Annotated in this window: 14 protein-coding genes and 1 tRNA gene; 6 read left to right on the plus strand and 9 right to left on the minus strand. The window is 67.5% G+C overall.

The features are described 5' to 3' along the window. Positions 1-111: 111 nt before the first annotated feature. The 5 genes from clpP to GGD88_RS02435 all read left to right on the plus strand — a co-directional run bounded on the left by clpP (position 112) and on the right by GGD88_RS02435 (position 6,257). Complete coding sequence (gene clpP / locus GGD88_RS02415; protein ID WP_184431350.1) at positions 112-765, plus strand: ATP-dependent Clp endopeptidase proteolytic subunit ClpP; 654 nt, start codon at positions 112-114, stop codon at positions 763-765. 214 nt (positions 766-979) lie between these two features. Continuing rightward, positions 980-2,245, plus strand: a complete 1,266-nt coding sequence (gene clpX / locus GGD88_RS02420; RefSeq protein ID WP_184431352.1) for an ATP-dependent Clp protease ATP-binding subunit ClpX — start codon at positions 980-982, stop codon at positions 2,243-2,245. 206 nt (positions 2,246-2,451) lie between these two features. Beyond that, positions 2,452-4,872 carry an endopeptidase La gene (gene lon / locus GGD88_RS02425; RefSeq protein ID WP_184431354.1) on the plus strand — a complete coding sequence of 807 codons (2,421 nt, stop codon included), beginning with the start codon at positions 2,452-2,454 and terminating at the stop codon, positions 4,870-4,872. Positions 4,873-5,486: 614 nt separating this feature from the next. Next, the gene (locus tag GGD88_RS02430; RefSeq protein WP_184431356.1) at positions 5,487-5,759 is read left to right on the plus strand and encodes an HU family DNA-binding protein; all 273 of its coding nucleotides are present in this window, start codon (positions 5,487-5,489) and stop codon (positions 5,757-5,759) included. A 422-nt stretch (positions 5,760-6,181) separates the two neighbouring features. After that, positions 6,182-6,257: transfer RNA gene (locus tag GGD88_RS02435), tRNA-Val, on the plus strand. 322 nt (positions 6,258-6,579) lie between these two features. Here the strand turns inward: GGD88_RS02435 and GGD88_RS02440 are convergent. From GGD88_RS02440 to GGD88_RS02480, 9 genes are all read right to left on the minus strand, one after another. Then, entirely contained in the window at positions 6,580-6,807 is a 228-nt protein-coding gene (locus GGD88_RS02440) for a hypothetical protein (RefSeq protein ID WP_184431358.1), read from the minus strand. Positions 6,808-6,820: 13 nt separating this feature from the next. Next, entirely contained in the window at positions 6,821-8,359 is a 1,539-nt protein-coding gene (locus GGD88_RS02445) for a radical SAM protein (protein WP_184431360.1), read from the minus strand. 260 nt (positions 8,360-8,619) lie between these two features. Further along, complete coding sequence (locus GGD88_RS02450) at positions 8,620-10,032, minus strand: mannose-1-phosphate guanylyltransferase/mannose-6-phosphate isomerase (protein WP_343056212.1); 1,413 nt, start codon at positions 10,030-10,032, stop codon at positions 8,620-8,622. 111 nt (positions 10,033-10,143) lie between these two features. Beyond that, positions 10,144-11,025 carry a nitrilase-related carbon-nitrogen hydrolase gene (locus GGD88_RS02455; RefSeq protein WP_184431363.1) on the minus strand — a complete coding sequence of 294 codons (882 nt, stop codon included), beginning with the start codon at positions 11,023-11,025 and terminating at the stop codon, positions 10,144-10,146. Between the two features lie 128 nt (positions 11,026-11,153). Next, positions 11,154-12,056 carry a glycine betaine ABC transporter substrate-binding protein gene (locus tag GGD88_RS02460; RefSeq protein WP_184431365.1) on the minus strand — a complete coding sequence of 301 codons (903 nt, stop codon included), beginning with the start codon at positions 12,054-12,056 and terminating at the stop codon, positions 11,154-11,156. Positions 12,057-12,114: 58 nt separating this feature from the next. After that, positions 12,115-12,858, minus strand: a complete 744-nt coding sequence (locus GGD88_RS02465; protein WP_221236964.1) for an ABC transporter permease — start codon at positions 12,856-12,858, stop codon at positions 12,115-12,117. Then, positions 12,855-14,063 carry an ABC transporter ATP-binding protein gene (locus GGD88_RS02470; RefSeq protein WP_184431367.1) on the minus strand — a complete coding sequence of 403 codons (1,209 nt, stop codon included), beginning with the start codon at positions 14,061-14,063 and terminating at the stop codon, positions 12,855-12,857. The genes GGD88_RS02465 and GGD88_RS02470 overlap by 4 nt, the downstream gene beginning before the upstream one ends. Positions 14,064-14,086: 23 nt before the next feature. Beyond that, positions 14,087-14,737: an ABC transporter permease subunit gene (locus GGD88_RS02475; RefSeq protein ID WP_184431369.1), complete on the minus strand. Its 651-nt coding sequence runs from the start codon at positions 14,735-14,737 to the stop codon at positions 14,087-14,089. Between the two features lie 201 nt (positions 14,738-14,938). Beyond that, positions 14,939-15,811, minus strand: coding sequence for a LysR family transcriptional regulator (locus GGD88_RS02480; RefSeq protein WP_184431371.1), 873 nt, complete (start codon positions 15,809-15,811; stop codon positions 14,939-14,941). A gap of 137 nt (positions 15,812-15,948) precedes the next feature. Between GGD88_RS02480 and GGD88_RS02485 the strand changes: the two genes are divergently transcribed. After that, entirely contained in the window at positions 15,949-16,845 is an 897-nt protein-coding gene (locus tag GGD88_RS02485; protein ID WP_184431373.1) for a HalD/BesD family halogenase, read from the plus strand. The last annotated feature ends 66 nt before the right edge of the window (positions 16,846-16,911 follow it).

A 16,911-nucleotide genomic window follows, 5' to 3' on the forward strand; every position in this document is an offset into this window, starting at 1 on the left:
CGTGAATCAGATTGATCACGATCTGCCCGCGACGCCCCGCCCGGCCCCTCGTGCCCGACCCGCCCGCCGGGCGCCGATGCCCACCCGATCCGCAGAGCGAGAGATACCCACATGATCGACCGTGATCCGATGGAGGTGTACGCGAACACTCTGGTCCCGATGGTGGTCGAACAGACCAACCGGGGCGAGCGGTCCTACGACATCTACTCGCGCCTCCTCAAGGAGCGCATCATCTTCCTGACCGGCCCGGTCAACGACCATGTGGCCAGCCTGATCTCGGCCCAGCTTCTGTTCCTGGAGTCCGAGAACCCGACCAAGGACATCGCGTTCTACATTAACTCCCCGGGCGGCGTCGTCACCTCCGGCCTGGGTATCTACGACACCATGAACTACATCCGGTGCGACGTCTCGACCGTCTGCGTCGGCCAGGCCGCGTCCATGGGCTCCCTGTTGCTGACCGCCGGCGCCGCGGGCAAGCGGTTCGCCCTGCCCAATGCCCGGATCATGGTGCATCAGCCCTCCGGGGGCTTCCAGGGCCAGGCCACGGATATCGAAATCCACGCCAAGGAAATCCTGGCGGTGCGCGAACGGCTCAACCGGATCTTCGCCCATCATACCGGTCAGCCGATGGATGTCGTCGAGCAGGCCATGGAGCGCGACAAGTTCATGCCGCCGGAGGAGGCCCTGGCGTTCGGCCTCATCGACGAAGTGGTCGTCAGCCGCCAGGTGCCCGACGAGGGCGATGGCGGGTCGGCGGCGCCCTGACGCCGGACCCCGGGGCGCCGGCGCCCCCGGTCTTCCGGCCGTTGTTTTTGGCGTTGTGCGCCCGCCGGGTCGGCAGTTAGTATGAAGGCGTTGTAAAAAGAAGCGGATGCGGACGGGCCCCGACGACCCAGTCCGGGCCGAGACGGAGACGGTGGCACGGTGGGGAGCCGCGCCAGACGGATTCGGCCGGGTGATGCGCGGAAGTGGAGTAGTTATGAGCAAGTCTTCTGGCGGCGATTCCAAGAACACCCTGTACTGTTCTTTCTGTGGAAAGAGTCAGCACGAGGTGCGCAAGCTCATTGCCGGCCCGACCGTGTTCATCTGCGACGAATGCGTCGAACTCTGCATGGACATCATTCGCGAGGAGAACAAGACCCAGCTGGTCAAGTCTCGCGACGGCGTGCCGACCCCGCGCGACATCCTCGCGGTCCTCGATGACTATGTGATCGGCCAGCAGCATGCCAAACGCGTCCTGTCCGTGGCCGTGCACAATCATTACAAGCGCCTGGGCCAGGGCGGGAAGAACAGCGAGGTCGAGCTGGCGAAGTCCAACATCCTGCTGATGGGGCCGACGGGCTGCGGCAAGACGTTGCTCGCGCAGACCCTGGCCCGCATCCTGGATGTCCCCTTCACGATGGCGGACGCCACGACGCTGACCGAGGCCGGCTACGTCGGCGAGGATGTCGAGAACATCATCCTCAAGCTGCTGCAGGCGTCGGACTACAACGTCGAGCGGGCACAGCGCGGCATTGTCTACATCGACGAGATCGACAAGATTTCGCGCAAGTCGGACAACCCGTCGATCACCCGCGACGTCTCCGGCGAGGGCGTGCAGCAGGCCCTGCTCAAGATCATGGAAGGCACCGTAGCCTCGGTGCCGCCGCAGGGCGGGCGCAAGCACCCGCAGCAGGAGTTCCTGCAGGTCGACACCACCAATATCCTGTTCATCTGCGGGGGCGCGTTCGCCGGTCTTGACAAGATCATCGCGCAACGCGGGCGCGGCACGTCGATCGGGTTCGGCGCCGACGTGCGGGCGCCGGAGGAGAAGCGCACCGGCGAGATCCTGCGCCAGGTGGAGCCTGAAGATCTGCTCAAGTACGGGCTGATCCCGGAGTTCGTCGGTCGCTTGCCGGTGCTGGCGACGCTGGACGACCTCGACGAAGAGGCCCTGATCGAGATCCTCACCAAACCCAAGAACGCCCTGGTCAAGCAGTACCAGCGGCTGTTCGAGATGGAGAACACGCAACTCACCTTCGCCGACGATGCCCTGGAAGCCATCGCCAAGAAGGGAATTGCGCGCAAGACCGGCGCGCGTGGCCTGCGCTCCATCATGGAGGGCATCCTCCTGGAGACCATGTTTGATCTGCCGAGCATGGAGGGCGTCAGCGAGGTGGTCGTGAACCGCGAGGTCTCGGAAGGGCGGGCCAAGCCACTGTTCATCTACGCGGACCGACGCGAGGACGTCGGCAGTTCCGCCTAGGGGCAGGTCCGCCGAGGGGCCGTTCCCGCCGAACACATGCGGGCGGGGTCGCGAGGGAGTGGTGCCGGGCAGCCGGGTCTTGGATGAAGGCTTGATTGCCCCGCGCGCGTGGCCCACATCTGCCGCACCAAGGTGTCGCGTTGGCCGTCTCATGGGGCCGGCGCGGGGCCTGCGGTCCTTCGTACCCGACCACATGAGGGCAACACGTGGAAACCGGCTCGACTCACACCTACCCCGTCCTGCCCTTGCGGGACATCGTCGTCTTCCCGCACATGATCGTGCCACTGTTCGTGGGACGGGAGAAGTCCGTCCGGGCGCTCGAGAACGTCATGACGGACGACAAGGAGATCCTCCTGGTGGCGCAGCGCAACGCGTCGCAGGACGATCCGGGCCCAGAGGATATCTACGACGTCGGGACGGTCAGTACCGTGTTGCAGTTGCTGCGCCTGCCCGATGGCACCGTGAAGGTGTTGGTCGAGGGCAATCGGCGCGCCCGCATCACCCGCTACAACGAGAACGAAGCCTTCTTCGAGGCCGAGGCCACCGTCCTGGACCTGGGCGACGGCGACCCGCAGGAGGTCGAGGCGCTGCAGCGCTCGGTGGTCGGCCAGTTCGAACAGTACGTCAAGCTGAACAAGAAGATCCCGCCGGAGGTCCTGGTTTCGGTCAACCAGATCGAGGATCCGGCCAAGCTGGCCGACACGGTAGCGTCGCATCTGTCGCTGAAGATCCCCGACAAGCAGGAAGTGCTCGAGACGACGTCCGTGGCCGAGCGCCTGGAGCGCCTGTACGGCTTCATGGAGTCGGAGATCGGGGTCCTCCAGGTCGAGAAGAAGATCCGCGGCCGCGTCAAGCGTCAGATGGAGAAGACTCAGCGCGAGTACTACCTCAACGAGCAGCTCAAGGCGATCCAGAAGGAACTGGGCGAAGGCGAGGATGGCCGCGACGAGCTCCAGGAGCTTGAGGACAAGATCAAAAAGACGCGGCTGTGCAAGGAAGCCCGGGACAAGTGCCAGGCGGAGCTGAAGAAGCTGCGCAACATGAGCCCGATGTCGGCCGAGGCCACGGTCGTTCGCAACTACCTGGACTGGATGCTGTCGATCCCGTGGAAGAAGCGGTCGCGCACCAAGCGCGACCTGCGCGAGGCCGAACGCATCCTCAACGCCGATCATCACGGCCTCGAGAAGGTCAAGGAACGCATCCTGGAGTACCTGGCGGTTCAGGTGCGCACCAACAATCTCCGGGGCCCGATTCTGTGTCTGGTGGGGCCGCCGGGTGTGGGCAAGACGTCGTTGGGCAAGTCGATCGCCCGGGCCACCGGGCGGAACTTCGTGCGCATGTCGCTCGGCGGCGTGCGCGACGAGTCCGAGATTCGCGGCCATCGGCGGACCTACATCGGCTCGATGCCCGGCAAGATCATTCAGGGCATGAAGAAGGCCAAGACCTCCAATCCGCTCTTCCTGCTCGACGAGGTCGACAAGCTGGGCAGCGATTGGCGCGGCGATCCGTCGTCGGCGCTGCTGGAGGTGCTCGACCCGGAACAGAACAGCACCTTCAACGACCACTACCTTGAGGTCGATTACGACCTGTCCGATGTTCTCTTCGTGACCACGGCCAACAGCCTGCGCATGCCGCAACCGCTGCTGGACCGGCTGGAGATCATCCGGCTGTCGGGCTACACAGAGGATGAAAAGGTCGGTATCGCCACCCGGCACCTGATTCCCAAGCAGATGAAGGCCCACGGGCTGCGCAAGGGGGAGTGGTCGATTTCCGAGGACGCCTTGCGCGACCTGATCCGCTACTACACGCGCGAGGCCGGCGTGCGGAACCTGGAGCGGGAACTGGCCACCCTGACCCGCAAGGCGGCCAAGGAGCTGCTGCTGCGCAAGGCACAGAAGCGGGTGAGCGTCACCCGGCGCAATGTCGAGAAATACGCCGGCGTTCGGCGGTACCGGTACGGTGAGGCCGAGTCCGAGGATCTGGTGGGCGTGACCACCGGCCTGGCGTGGACCGAGGTGGGCGGCGAACTGCTGTCGATCGAGGCCCTGACCATGCCCGGCAAGGGCGGCATCACGCTGACGGGGCATCTGGGCGACGTGATGAAGGAGTCGGTGCAGGCCGCCCGCTCCTACATCCGGTCGCGGGCGGTGAGCTTCGGCATCCGCCCGACCCTGTTCGAGACCCGGGAGATCCATGTGCATGTGCCCGAAGGCGCGACCCCGAAGGACGGGCCGTCCGCCGGCATCGCCATGTGCACGTCCATGGTGTCGGCGCTGACCGGGATCGCGGTCCGCAAGGATATCGCCATGACCGGCGAGATCACGCTGCGCGGCCGTGTGCTGCCGATCGGCGGCCTCAAGGAGAAGCTGCTGGCGGCGCTGCGGGGCGGCCTGACCACGGTCCTGATCCCCAAGGAGAACGAGAAGGATCTTGTGGAGATTCCGGACAACGTGAAGAAGGGGCTGACGATCATCCCCGTCACCACCGCGGACGAAGTGCTGGCGAATGCCCTGGTCAAGCCGTTGACGCCGATCGAGTGGAGCGAAGCCGACCAGGCGGCCGCCGAGGCGGCGCTGCGGAAGGCCGCGGAAGGCAAGGACGCCGACGGGACGGTACTGACGCACTGAGGCGCTCACACGACTGCGCCGGCACAATCCGGCAACAGCGGGCCGGCCCCACACGGGGCCGGCCCGTTGGTGTTGGTCACCGGGGGCTGAGACCGGCCGACGGAAGGGCGGACCGCTCTGTCGGCCCCCCGGCGCGACTCTGGCATCGCTCTGCGATGCCAGCTTGACCCGATGAGCGGGCCGGCGCGGCGAAGCCGCGTATGACCTTGATCCTGACGAGTCAGGATCGAGGCCGGCCAGTATGACGGGACCTGTTGCCAATACTTCGACGCCGGACCGTTTCATTTGCGCTCCCCTTTCCCACATGACGCCCCACAAATCGCGCGCATGAGTGGAAAGGCGACCGGCGCCATCTGCATGAAGATGGAGGGGGCCGGCCGGCGCCGCGCTGCGGGCCGACCGACAGAGGCGGGGACGGCGCCTGCGCCCTTGCATTCGGGCGCCATGCCGGCAAAAGTGGGGAACCGCAGGCGCGCGGGGACCTTTCTGGGGGCGGCCGTTTCCCACATTGACGCCCGCAAAACGGACGTTCTAGAGTTTTGGCGGTTTTCTTATGCTGGCCGCCAGCGGGTCCACGCCGTGCAATGGTTTTCCCAACAAAGGGGGTTTCACCAGTGAACAAGAACGATCTCGTCGCCGCCGTTGCCGAAAGTACGGACCTGTCAAAGGCGGACGCGACCAAGGCGGTCGACAGCGTCTTCGAGACCATCACCGAGGCTCTCAAAGGCGGGGAAGAGGTGCGCCTCGTTGGGTTCGGCACGTTCGCGATTACGGAACGTGCTGAATCGGAGGGACGCAATCCCCGGACCGGCGAGAAGATCACCATCCCCGCCTCGCGTCAGCCGAAGTTCAAGCCGGGCAAGGCCCTCAAGGACTCCGTGAACTGACAAGGGGGTACTGATTCAGGGACCCGACAAAAGGACCTGACAAAAGAACCTGATAAAAGAACTTGACACGGGGCACGGTGCCCGGTTGGCCAGAGCCGCGTGGCGAATATCTTTGGTGCGACCGTCTTTGGTGCGACCGTCTTTGGTGCGACCGTCTTTGTTGAGATTGTCGTCGGGGGGCGATCAGGCGACGGGCATCGGTCGGACGGGGCGGGTGAGTCCGGGTCGGAGACGATATCAGACGAGAGGGGCGTGCGGCGAATGCGCCGCGGGTACCGCCGAAGGCCAGGCCGAACACCCCGGGGGGAGGTGTCGGCCGCGACGGTCTAACGCGCACCGCGGTGCGGGCCGCGCCCGTCTCAACAGGTCGTCTCGACACTCTGTCCCCACGCCCCGTCCCATCACACGGACGACCACATCAGGGGCGATTAGCTCAGCCGGTAGAGCATCTCGTTTACACCGAGAGGGTCGGCGGTTCGAATCCGTCATCGCCCACCAACGCGGATCCGACGGCGAACACTCGGATGTGGGAGCCGGCGGCCCCACCCCACAGCGGTCCTGACCGACAGGATCGTGGAACGGGTGTGAACGCCCCTCCCCCCCCCCCGCACACTCCCGACGCGGGACGCCCGGTGGTGGCCCTTAGCGCCGATCGCTCGAAATCGGAACCACCCGGGTGGGGCCGATGTCGAGCGTGACTCGGCGCGATCTGTTTGGTTTCAGAGCAGAGCGCCCGAATTCGAAATCACCATGCGAGTCCGTATTCGGGCGTTCCGCTCTATGGGGCGCACCCACCGGACGCCGGCGGCGCCAGATGGGATCAGCCGGCCGCCTCGGAGGTGGCCGTGGTATCACCCATCTGCTGATTGGCGGCTTGCCCGGCCTGGCAATAGCAGGTGCACCGGCAGCTCGATCCCGGGTCCTCCATCATCTCGCCCATTCCCATGCCCGTGGCCTGCGCGACGGCGTCACTGTTCCAGCAGACGCAGTTGCACCTCACGGTACCGGCCTTGTTGACCCGGGACGCCTGAAACTTTTCCTGTGCCATGTCGCCATCCCCCTCATTGCAGCTCCACATCGTCGGCCCAGCGGAAGGCCTCGTCGGTCTGCTCGCGAATGGCGCAGTACCGGGTCAGCTTGTCCACCAGACCTCTTCGCATACCGCGACAGACGTCGCCCAGCCGCGCCTCGGACAACCGATCGCCGTCGCGGATCGAGTTGAAGCACTTCTGGCATAGGCGGATCGCCCAGCAGTTCCGGCAGTGTTCACCTAGAAACGTGCTGTAGTCGCGCAAAAAGGCCGCGATTTCGTCCTCATCAAGTCCGGCGCCGATCCGCCCGATCGCGCGGTTCTGCACCTTCTCGCACATATACAATTGTCCGTCCGTATCGACGAAGCATTTGCGTTGACCCGGAATACACTGGCCGTGACTCGGCGTGCGCGCGCCCAGTTTCCGCGAGTCGCGCTTGTGAATGGCCAGCAGGCCATCGCCGATCAGGGCGTGGAGGAACGGGCCGCTACCGCCCGCACGCCGCAGGTCGGCATCGAAGTGACACATGGCGCGGCCCATCTCGGCGCGGTCGTCGGCGGTGGGGACCGATGGAATCCCCAGAGCCGCGTGGACGGCCGAGGGGTCGCCCGCCAACGGCGCGATCTGCAGCTTGCCCCGGCTGAACAACGCTGCGTTCTCCGTGATGAACGCGTGAATCTCGGCGAACCGGAACGGAGGCGCCACCACCATGTTGAACAGGACATGGTCCCGGTACCACTCCGGATAATTCTCCTGGAGCCACCTCACGCGCTGGAAGACGGTGGAGAACGTCCCGTCATTGCCGGCAGTGACCCGGTAGCGGTCATGGACCGTCTGGGGCCCGTCGAGGCTGATGGTCAGCACGACGTCGTGGGCGACGCACCAGTCGACAAAGGCGGCGTCGAGCAAGGTGCCGTTCGTCGTCATGTTGACGCTGACGGGCCGGTCAGTCTGCTGCTTGATGTATTGCAGAAGCTGGGCGATCCTGTCGCGGACCAAGAGCGGCTCGCCACCGTAAAAGGCAAAGCCGTACTTCGGCCTGTCGAATGACAGATACCAGTCGGCGGCTTTCTTGGCCATCGCCAGCGTCATCGACCGCGTGCCATGGCGACGATTGTGCGGATACGCGCCGGAGAAGGAGCAATACCGGCAGCGCAGGTTGCAGGCTTCGGTCGCGTTGAGGATCAGAAGGTCCGGGCCGGACTGCCGCAGGACATGTCGCACGCGGTCGATCTCGGCCTCCGAGAACGTGACCACGTCATAGCGCACCGGATCGAACGCCCCGAACGACCGGTAGGCGTCGTACAGCTCCGCGAGAAGACCGTCGTTCTGCCAACCGCCGGCGGGCACCAGGAGATCACCGTGCTTCGGGTCACCGGCTGGCCCGTCCGCGGACGCGGACTCGTCGAGCGGAGAGTCCAGGAGGAGAATCTTGTTGGTGCCGGTGTCGTAGATATAAGGACGACCGTTCGGCGTGCTTGGCGTCCTCAGGCGCTTCACCAGCGGCGGCGTCTGGCGCAGCTTGGCCACGTAGGCCGGGTACGAGAGGATGTGCTGTGAGGCATGCACGTCCCACCCCCCTGCCCGCGGTGCGGGCGGGCGACGCACGATGGGGCCCGGACTGGCCACCGACCGTCGCCGCGACGATCGCGCGCGTAGCGCACCGCGATCCTCTCTATCCTCGCTCGTTTATTGCCGCAGTGCAACAGTGCATCCGACTGGCTGGCACGGCGCGGCGCTGTCGGGAGCGGAACGGGCCGCTCGGTGCCGGGCCCCCTCGCCCCACGACCGCCGTCCCTGTCCGACCGAATCGCGGGCGGATCGCGATCCTACGCCTCGGAGTCCGACCGGCCGTAGCCGTCGTCGAACCGGACAATGTCGTCTTCGGCCAGATAGGCGCCGGATTGCACCTCGATCAGGTGCACGGGAACCTTGCCGGGGTTCTCCAGCCGGTGCACCTCTCCGGCGGGAATATAGGTGGACTGGTTCTCGCCGAGCAGGAAGGTTTCGCCGCCCCGGGTCACCCGGGCGGTGCCGTGCACCACCACCCAGTGTTCGGCCCGGTGGTAATGCATCTGGAGCGACAGCCGCTCGCCCGGCTGAACGACGATGCGCTTGACCTGATAGCGGTCGCCCTTGTCGATCCCGCGGTAGCTGCCCCAGGGCCGATGCACCGTGGTGTGCCGGCTGTATTCCTCGCGACCTTCGGTCTTGAAGCGTTCGACCAGCGCCTTGACGTCCTGCGCCGCGTCGCGGCCCGCGACCAGCACGGCGTCGTCGGTCGCAACGACGACCAGATCGTCGACCCCCGTCACCGCCACCAGGCCGCTGTCGGCGCGGACGTAGCTGTTGCGGGTCCGGTTCAGGACCACCTCGCCGTGGGTCACGTTGCCGGCGGCATCCTTGGCCCCCAGATCCCACAGCGACGACCACGCCCCCAGGTCGCTCCATCCCATGTCGACCGGCACCACGGCGCCGCAGCGGGTGTGCTCCATGACGGCGTAGTCGATGGACTGCGCCGGCGCGGCCGCAAACGCCGCGGCGTCCAGGCGCCGGAACGTGAGGTCGCGCGCGCTGCGGGCCACGGCCTCGCGGCACGCGGCGACCGTCTCCGGCGCCAGGCGGGTCAACTCGTCCAGGTATAGGCGCGCCGGGAACAGGAACAGGCCGCTGTTCCAGGCGTACGATCCATCGGCCACATAGGCGGCCGCGGTCTCGCGATCGGGCTTCTCGACGAACCGCGCCAGGGCCCGCACCCCCACCAGGCCATCGAGGGTCGGTCCCACCTGGAGATAGCCGTAGCCGGTCTCCGGATGGTCGGGGGTAATGCCGAAGGTCACCATGTGCCCGGCCAGGGCGGCGACACGGCCCAGGTCGACGGCGGCATGAAAGGCCGCCGTGTCGCGCACGACATGGTCGGAGGGCATCACCAGCATCAGGGCGTCGTCGCCCTGTTCCAGCAGATGCAGGGCGGCCACGGCCGCCGCCGGCGCGGTGTTGCGGCCGACGGGCTCCAGCAGGATGTCGGCCGGCCGCATGTCGGCCAGCCGCAGTTGTTCGGCCGCCAGGAAGCGGTGTTCGTCGCTGCAGATCACCAAGGGCGGCGCGAAGGCGCCGGTCGATACGCGCGTCAGCGCCTCCTGGAACAGCGAGCGGTCGCTGGCCAGCGGCAGAAACTGCTTGGGGTAGCCGGCGCGCGACAGCGGCCACAGGCGGGTGCCGGACCCGCCGGACAGGATCACCGGCGTCACCGGCGGGCCGCTGGATGGGGGCGGGAGCACAGGATGAGGCGGGGACTGGGGCAAGCCGCTGAGTTCCTCTCGTGACAGACGAAGGGGATCACCCGGCGCCGGTCAGCCGCGGCGCACCACGTCCGGCACCCCGAGGATGCCGATCAGGCGGTCAATCTCGCGTGCAACGAGTTCGAGGTCGCTGTCCCGCACCGTCGGCAACAGGTAGCGCGCCCGCCGCAGGTCGGCATAGTCCAGGTCCGCCACCAGCAGCGTCTCCTCGCTCCCCGCCTCGGCCAGCACGGCACCGAACGGGTCGAGGATGCGCGACTGACCGTAGAAGTGCAGGCCGCTCTCGACCCCGATGCGGTTGCAGATCGCGACCGGCATGCCATAGGTCATGGCATAGAAGCGCGCGTTCAGCGACCAGCCGGCCGGATTGTCGAACTCCGCCCCCACCGCCTCCACCGCCGAGCTGATCGGCCCCAGCAGCAGCGTGGCGCCGTGCAGCGCGGCCAGGTGCACCAGGGCGGGGTTCCACATGTCGGCGCAGATCTGGACGCTGGCGATCCACGGGTCGGCAACGGCGAAGGTTTCCACATAGCGTCCGTCGGCGAAGTGCTTGCCCTCTTCCAGCGCGCCGTAGCTGGGCAGGTTGATCTTGCGGTGCAGGAACACGATGTCGCCGTCGCGTACGGCGATGGCGCAGTTGTAGAACTGGGCCGCCGGTCCCTCCTCGATCAGGCCGAAGACCACTGTCATCGGGCCGGCGGCCTCGGCCAGTCGCCCGATGATCGGGTCGCGACGATGCAGGGCGAGCGCCAATGTGCGCTCGCCGATGGCGTAGCCGACCAGGGACAGCTCAGGGAACAGCAGCAGATCGACGCCACGACCGCGCGCCTCGTCGATCACGGCCAAATGGCGGGCCACGTTGGCGTCGCGGTCACCCGGGACGGTCTCGATCTGGGCGCAGGCGACGCGCAGGGGATGAAGGGCGGAGGTCATCGCGCGGGTATCCGGGTCAGGGAACGTGGATCAGGGACCGGAGACGGCAAACGGGGCGCCCGCCAGAGCGCCCCGCCTCGGCCCCGGTCCGCCTCCAGGTATGGACGGCCCGCGGCCGGCCGTCCAGGTCAGATCAGGCCCTGCTCCGTCAGGAAGCTCTCGGAGACCGCTTCGATGGTCTCCTTCTCGACGTCGACGCGGGCATTCAGCGACGCCATGGTGGAATCGTCGAGCTTGGCCGACAGCGCGTTGAGCAGGTCGCCCAGGTCCGGGTTTGCCTCCAGCACCTCGGCGCGGATGGTGGGTGCCAGGGCGTAGTTCGGGAAGTAGCCCTTGTCGTCGTCCAGCACGACGAAGTCGAAGGCCGCGATGCGGCCGTCGGTGGCGAAGCCAAGGGCCACGTCCACCTGATCCTCGTCCAGCGCCTTGTAGGTCAGGCCGGAGTCCATCTTCTTGAGGTTGGCGCGGCCGAACCGGAAGCCGTATTCCTCCTGAAGCGGGCGCAACCCGTCGGGCCGTTCCGCGAACTCGGCGTTGGAGGCGAAGGTCATCTCATCACCGCCGTTGATCTTGGCCGCCAGGTCGCTGATGGACTCGATGCCCATCGCCTCGGCGTCCTCGCGTTCCATCATCAGGGCGTAGGTGTTGTTCGCCGCCGACGGCTCCAGCCAGACGATGCCCTTCTCGGCGTCCAGGTCCTTGACACGCTGGTAGGTCTCCTCGGGGCTCAGTTGCTCGTCGACCTTGTTGTAGGTGATCAGGGAGGTGCCGGTGTACTCCCAGTAGACGTCGATCTGGTCGTTCTCCATCGCCGAGCGCAGGACCGTCGAGCCCATCCCGGCGTTCTTGTCGACGTCGTAGCCCTTGGCGGCCAGGTACTGGGCGGTCATCTCCGCCATCAACTGCTGCTCGGTGAAGTTCTTGCCGCCGACGACGATGGTCTCGGCAGCCGCACCGCCGGCCAGGCCCCCGCCGGCCAGCAGCAGGGTGGCCGCCCCGACGGCCCCCAGGAAAGTCCGTCTGACGAACATGGTCGTTCTCCCGTTCACGGTTGTTGGTGGTCGCCGCCGGCCCCGTCTCGAGCCAAACTCAGCGGGCCAGCGGGTTGACGCCCCTCGGCACGGTGAACCGCGCCACGGTCGCGACAAGGAAATCGGTCAGCACCGCCAGGATCGCGGTGGGAATCGCGCCCGCCAGCATCATCCCGGTTTCCGCCAGGGCGATGCCGGTGAAGATCAACTCGCCGAGACCGCCACCGCCGATCAGAAAGGCCAGCGGCACGGTGCCGACGTTGATGGCCAGGGCGGTGCGGATACCGGCGAAGATGACCCAGAGCGCATTGGGCAGCTCGACCCGCCACAGCATCTGGAGGTTCGTCATGCCCATGCCCTGCGCCGCCTCGCGGAGCGCGGCCGGCACCTCCAGGATGCCGATATAGGTGTTGCGCACGATCGGCAGCAGCGAGGCGATCCACAGGGCGAAGATGGCCGGAACGGTGCCGATACCCAGGAAGGTCATCGACAGTGCCAGCACCGCCAGCGTGGGGATGGTGGTGCCGACATTGAGCCCCTGCATGAGGGTCTCGGCCATCCGGCGCATGGCCGGCCGGCTCAGCAGGATCCCGAGCGGCACCCCGACCAGGATGGCCAGGCCGCCGGAGATGGCGACGAGTTGCATGTGCTGGCGCGCCAGGAAGACGATGTCCTCCCAGCGCCACAGGATATCCGCGATCAGCCCGGCGCTCTGCGCCCAGGCGCCAAGCGCGAAGGCGCCGACCACCAGGACCCACATCCAGACGCTGCGCGGAACGGCCATGCCCATGCTCATGCTCATGCCGGCGCCCCCGGGATCGGTCCGGTCTCGGGTTCCAGCACCGCCTCGCCGCGCTGGCGACGGGTGTCGGGGACCACGCCCTCGTTGGGGTGGCGGTAGGTCTCGCCCAGCAGGTGGGTGATGGCCCGTTGCGTGATGTGGCCCTTGAAGCGGCCGTCACTGTCCACGCAGGCGAGCCAGGTGGTGTCCTGGGTGAACATCTCCGAGACGGCGCGGCGCAGGTCGGCGTCCACATGCACGCGTCCGGGCAGCCGCATGGCGTGCTCGCCGCAGCTCCCACGGGCCTCTTCAACCTCCGCCAGCCGGATCAGCCCGGTCGGCGTCATGTCCTCCCGGTTCAGGACGACAATGCTGCGATGGCCGTACTCGTGCATGCGCGCCACCGCGTCACCGATGCGGTCCTCCGGGAACACGTAGGGCGCGCCCGGGTGCATGGCATCGCCGACCCGGACCAGACGCAGGCGCTTCAGCGTGCGGTCGCCACCGACGAACTCGCGCACGAAGCTGTTCGTGGGGTGGGCCAGCACGGTGTCGGGCCTGTCGTACTGCTCCAGCCGGCCCTCGCGGAAGATGGCGATGCGGTCGCCCATCTTCACCGCCTCGTCGATGTCATGGCTGACGAACATGATGGTCTTCTTGAGGTTCGCCTGCATCTTCAGGAATTCGTCCTGAATCGTCTCGCGGTTGATCGGGTCGATTGCGCCGAAGGGCTCGTCCATGATTAGCACCGGCGGGTCCGCGGCCAGGGCCCGCGCCACCCCTACCCGCTGCTGCTGCCCGCCGGACAGCTCGCGCGGGAACCGCTTCAGGAAGATTCCGGGGTCGAGGGCGACCATGCCCAGCAACTCGGCGGCGCGCTTGCGGGCCTTGGCGTCCGGGGTCCCGACCAGGCGCGGCACCACCATGATGTTCTCCTCGACCGTCATGTTCGGGAACAGGCCGATCTGTTGGATCACGTAGCCCATGGTGCGGCGCAAAGTGACCGGGTCGTAGTCGTCGATGTCCTTGCCGTCGACGAAGATTTTGCCGCCGGTCTTCTCGATCAGCCGGTTGACCATCTTCATGGTGGTGGTCTTGCCGCAGCCGGACGGCCCCAGCAGGATGCAGATCTCGCCTTCCGGAACCTCGAACGAGACGTGATCGACCGCCGTTATGGCGCCCGACGGGCTCTCGAAGATCTTGGTGACGTTCTCCAGCGTGATCATGGCACCCCCGGTCTCTCGCCGCGTCAGACCTGTAGCCCGCGCGGGGTGAGTTTCTTCTGCAGGGCCAGCAGCCCGTAGTCCGCAATGATGGCGAGCAGGCTGACCGCGAGGGCGCCGGCGATGAGCTGGCGGTCGTCGGTCTGCGAGATGCCGCGCGAGATCAACGTGCCCAGCCCGCCCGCGCCGATGTAGGCGGCGATCGCGGTCACGCCGATGTTGATGACCACCGCCACCCGCACACCGGCCATGATGACCGGCACGGCCAACGGGATCTCGACCCGCCACAACCGTTGCAGCGGGCGCATGCCCATGCCGCGGGCGGCCTCCCGCAGCGCCGGATCCACGTTGTTGATGGCTGTGTAAGTGTTGCGGATGATCGGCAGTTGCGAATAGAGCAGGACGGCAATCACCGCCGGCACGTAGCCGATACCCTGCCCGACCAGTGACAGGATGGGAATCATCAGGCCGAACAGCGCGATGGAAGGAATGGTCATCACCATCGCCGCGACATAGAGCACGGTATCCGCGACCTGGCGGTTCTGGGTGATGGCGATTCCGATCGGCACCCCCGTCAGGACCGCCAGGCCGACCGCCACGGCCACGATCGACAGGTGCTCCACCGCCAGTTCGACAATGACATCAATGTTCTGGACGATGAAACTCACGGTTTCCACGGCGGACCCTCTGGCTCGGACAGCGGACGGATGCGGCGTGCCCCATGACGCTCCCCGAAGCCGGCCGCCATGCATTCGTTGCGGGGCCGACCCCGAGAAAATGCCGATCCCACGTATAGGGTCAGGGGGCCGCGGGAACAATCCCCGACGGCCCGGAGGGCCGTGGAATTCGGTCCAAATGCTTGCATACGAAGCGGAAATTCACGGTTGCGGAGTCGGCGCGATGGCGCTGTCCCCGGTCGCCTGACCACACAGGATATCGACCATGGCTTGCATCGCGGGGTCGAACTGCGCCGGAGCGCGGTGCAGTTCGACCTGGGCCGGGGCCAGGGCGGGAAACCCTTCGGATCGCTCAAGAATCCGGCAGCCGTCGGGCACCGAGCGGCGGGCCTTCACGGTCACCCCGAGCCCGAGTCGCACCGCGACGTTGATCCCGGTCGGACTCTGGCTGGTGTAAGCGATGCGCCACCCGCGGCCGAGCCCGGACAGCACCGCCAGGGCCTGCGCGCGGTAGACGCAGCCCTCCGGGTTCAGCGCCAGCGGAACCGGGGCGCCCGGCGTCGGCCGCCAGGTCTCGCCCGCCACCCACACCAGGGCCTCGTCCGCCAGCACGGCCCCGGTCGGCGTCGGGTGATGCCGCACCGTCAGCGCCAGGTCGAGCCGTCCGCCGGCCACCATGTCGATCAACAGCGGCGACAGCCCGCAGGTCACCGCGACCGGCACGTCGGGATACGCCGCCGTGAACGCCGGGAGCGCCCGGGGCAGGAACGCCTCGGCCTGTTCGTCGGTCAGGCCGATCCGCAAGGGGCGACGCCGTCGCGTGTCGGCGGCCGCGGCCAGCGCCTGCTCCTGAAGCACCAGCATCTGGCGGGCATGCGGCAGAACCCGGCCGCCGGCTTCGGTCAGGCTCACCCGGCGCGAGGTGCGGCTGAAGACCGGAACGCCCAGGTGCTCCTCCAGCCGCCGGATCTGCAGGCTGACCGCCGACTGCGTCCGGTGCAGGGCGCGGGCGGCGGCGGAGAACCCGCCGTGTTCCGCGACAGCGACGAAGGCACGCAGCAGGTCGGTGTCCATGCCAGTTCCCCGGCCCCATCAACAACACACGCTCATTGATCCGATCAGAATAACTCGTTTCCGCGATCGTTTCCCAGTCTGTACCGTTTCGAACGTGCAGCAACCGACTTCACCCCCACCAGCCACCGGAGGACGGCATGCCGGCCGATCCCGCCGCCGACGTCTCGCCCACACCCGCGCCCACTGCCCACCTCGCCGACCCCATCGCCCTTGACCGCTACCCGATCGCCGACCTCGCCACCACCGCCGCGCAGGCCCTGGTCGCGGACTGCCGCCGCCAGCTCGCGGCCGACGGCTGTGTGGTCCTGGAGGGGTTCGTGCGGCCCGAGGCCCGCGCCGCGCTGGCGGCGGAGAGCGCGCGCCTGGCACCACGGGCGCATTTCAACAGCACCGAGACGAACCCCTACAACTCCGCCGGCGATCCGACGCTGCCCCCCACCCATCCGCGCAACATCTTCGGCCGTCGCGACAACGGCTTCGTCGCCGGTGACCGTATCCCGGCCGAGACTCTGGTCCGGCGGCTGTACCACGACACCCGGCTGCAGCGGTTCGTGGCGGCCTGCGTCGGCGTGGAGACCATCCACGAATACGCCGACCCCCTCGCCGGCCTGGTCATCAACGTGCTGCGGCCGGGCTGCCAGCATCCCTGGCACTACGATACCAACGAGTTCATCGTCTCCCTGATGACACGGCGCGCCGACGGCGGCGGCCGCTTCGAGTACTGCCCCGGGATCCGCGCGCCGGGCGACGAGAACGAGGCGGCGGTCGGGGCCGTCCTGCACGGCGACCGGACCCCGGTCCGATCCCTCGACCTGCGCGTGGGCGACCTCCAGATCTTCCATGGTCGCTATGCGCTGCACCGGGTGGCCCCGGTCGAGGGCGAGCGCGAGCGTCACACCCTGATCCTGGGCTACGCCACGGAGCCGGGCGTGGTCGGCCGGGCGGCCCGGACCCGCGCCATCTTCGGCCGCGTCACCCAGGCCCACCTGGACGCCGAGCGGTCGCGCGTGCGGGCCGACACCCTGGCCGACTGACACCAGACACCACCGGTGGCGGCCCCTGCCCTGACCAGCCCCTGCCAAGCGCCCGCGCGGAGACCT

Origin of the sequence: Roseospira goensis, assembly GCF_014197795.1 — a bacterium.
GTDB lineage: Bacteria > Pseudomonadota > Alphaproteobacteria > Rhodospirillales > Rhodospirillaceae > Rhodospira > Rhodospira goensis.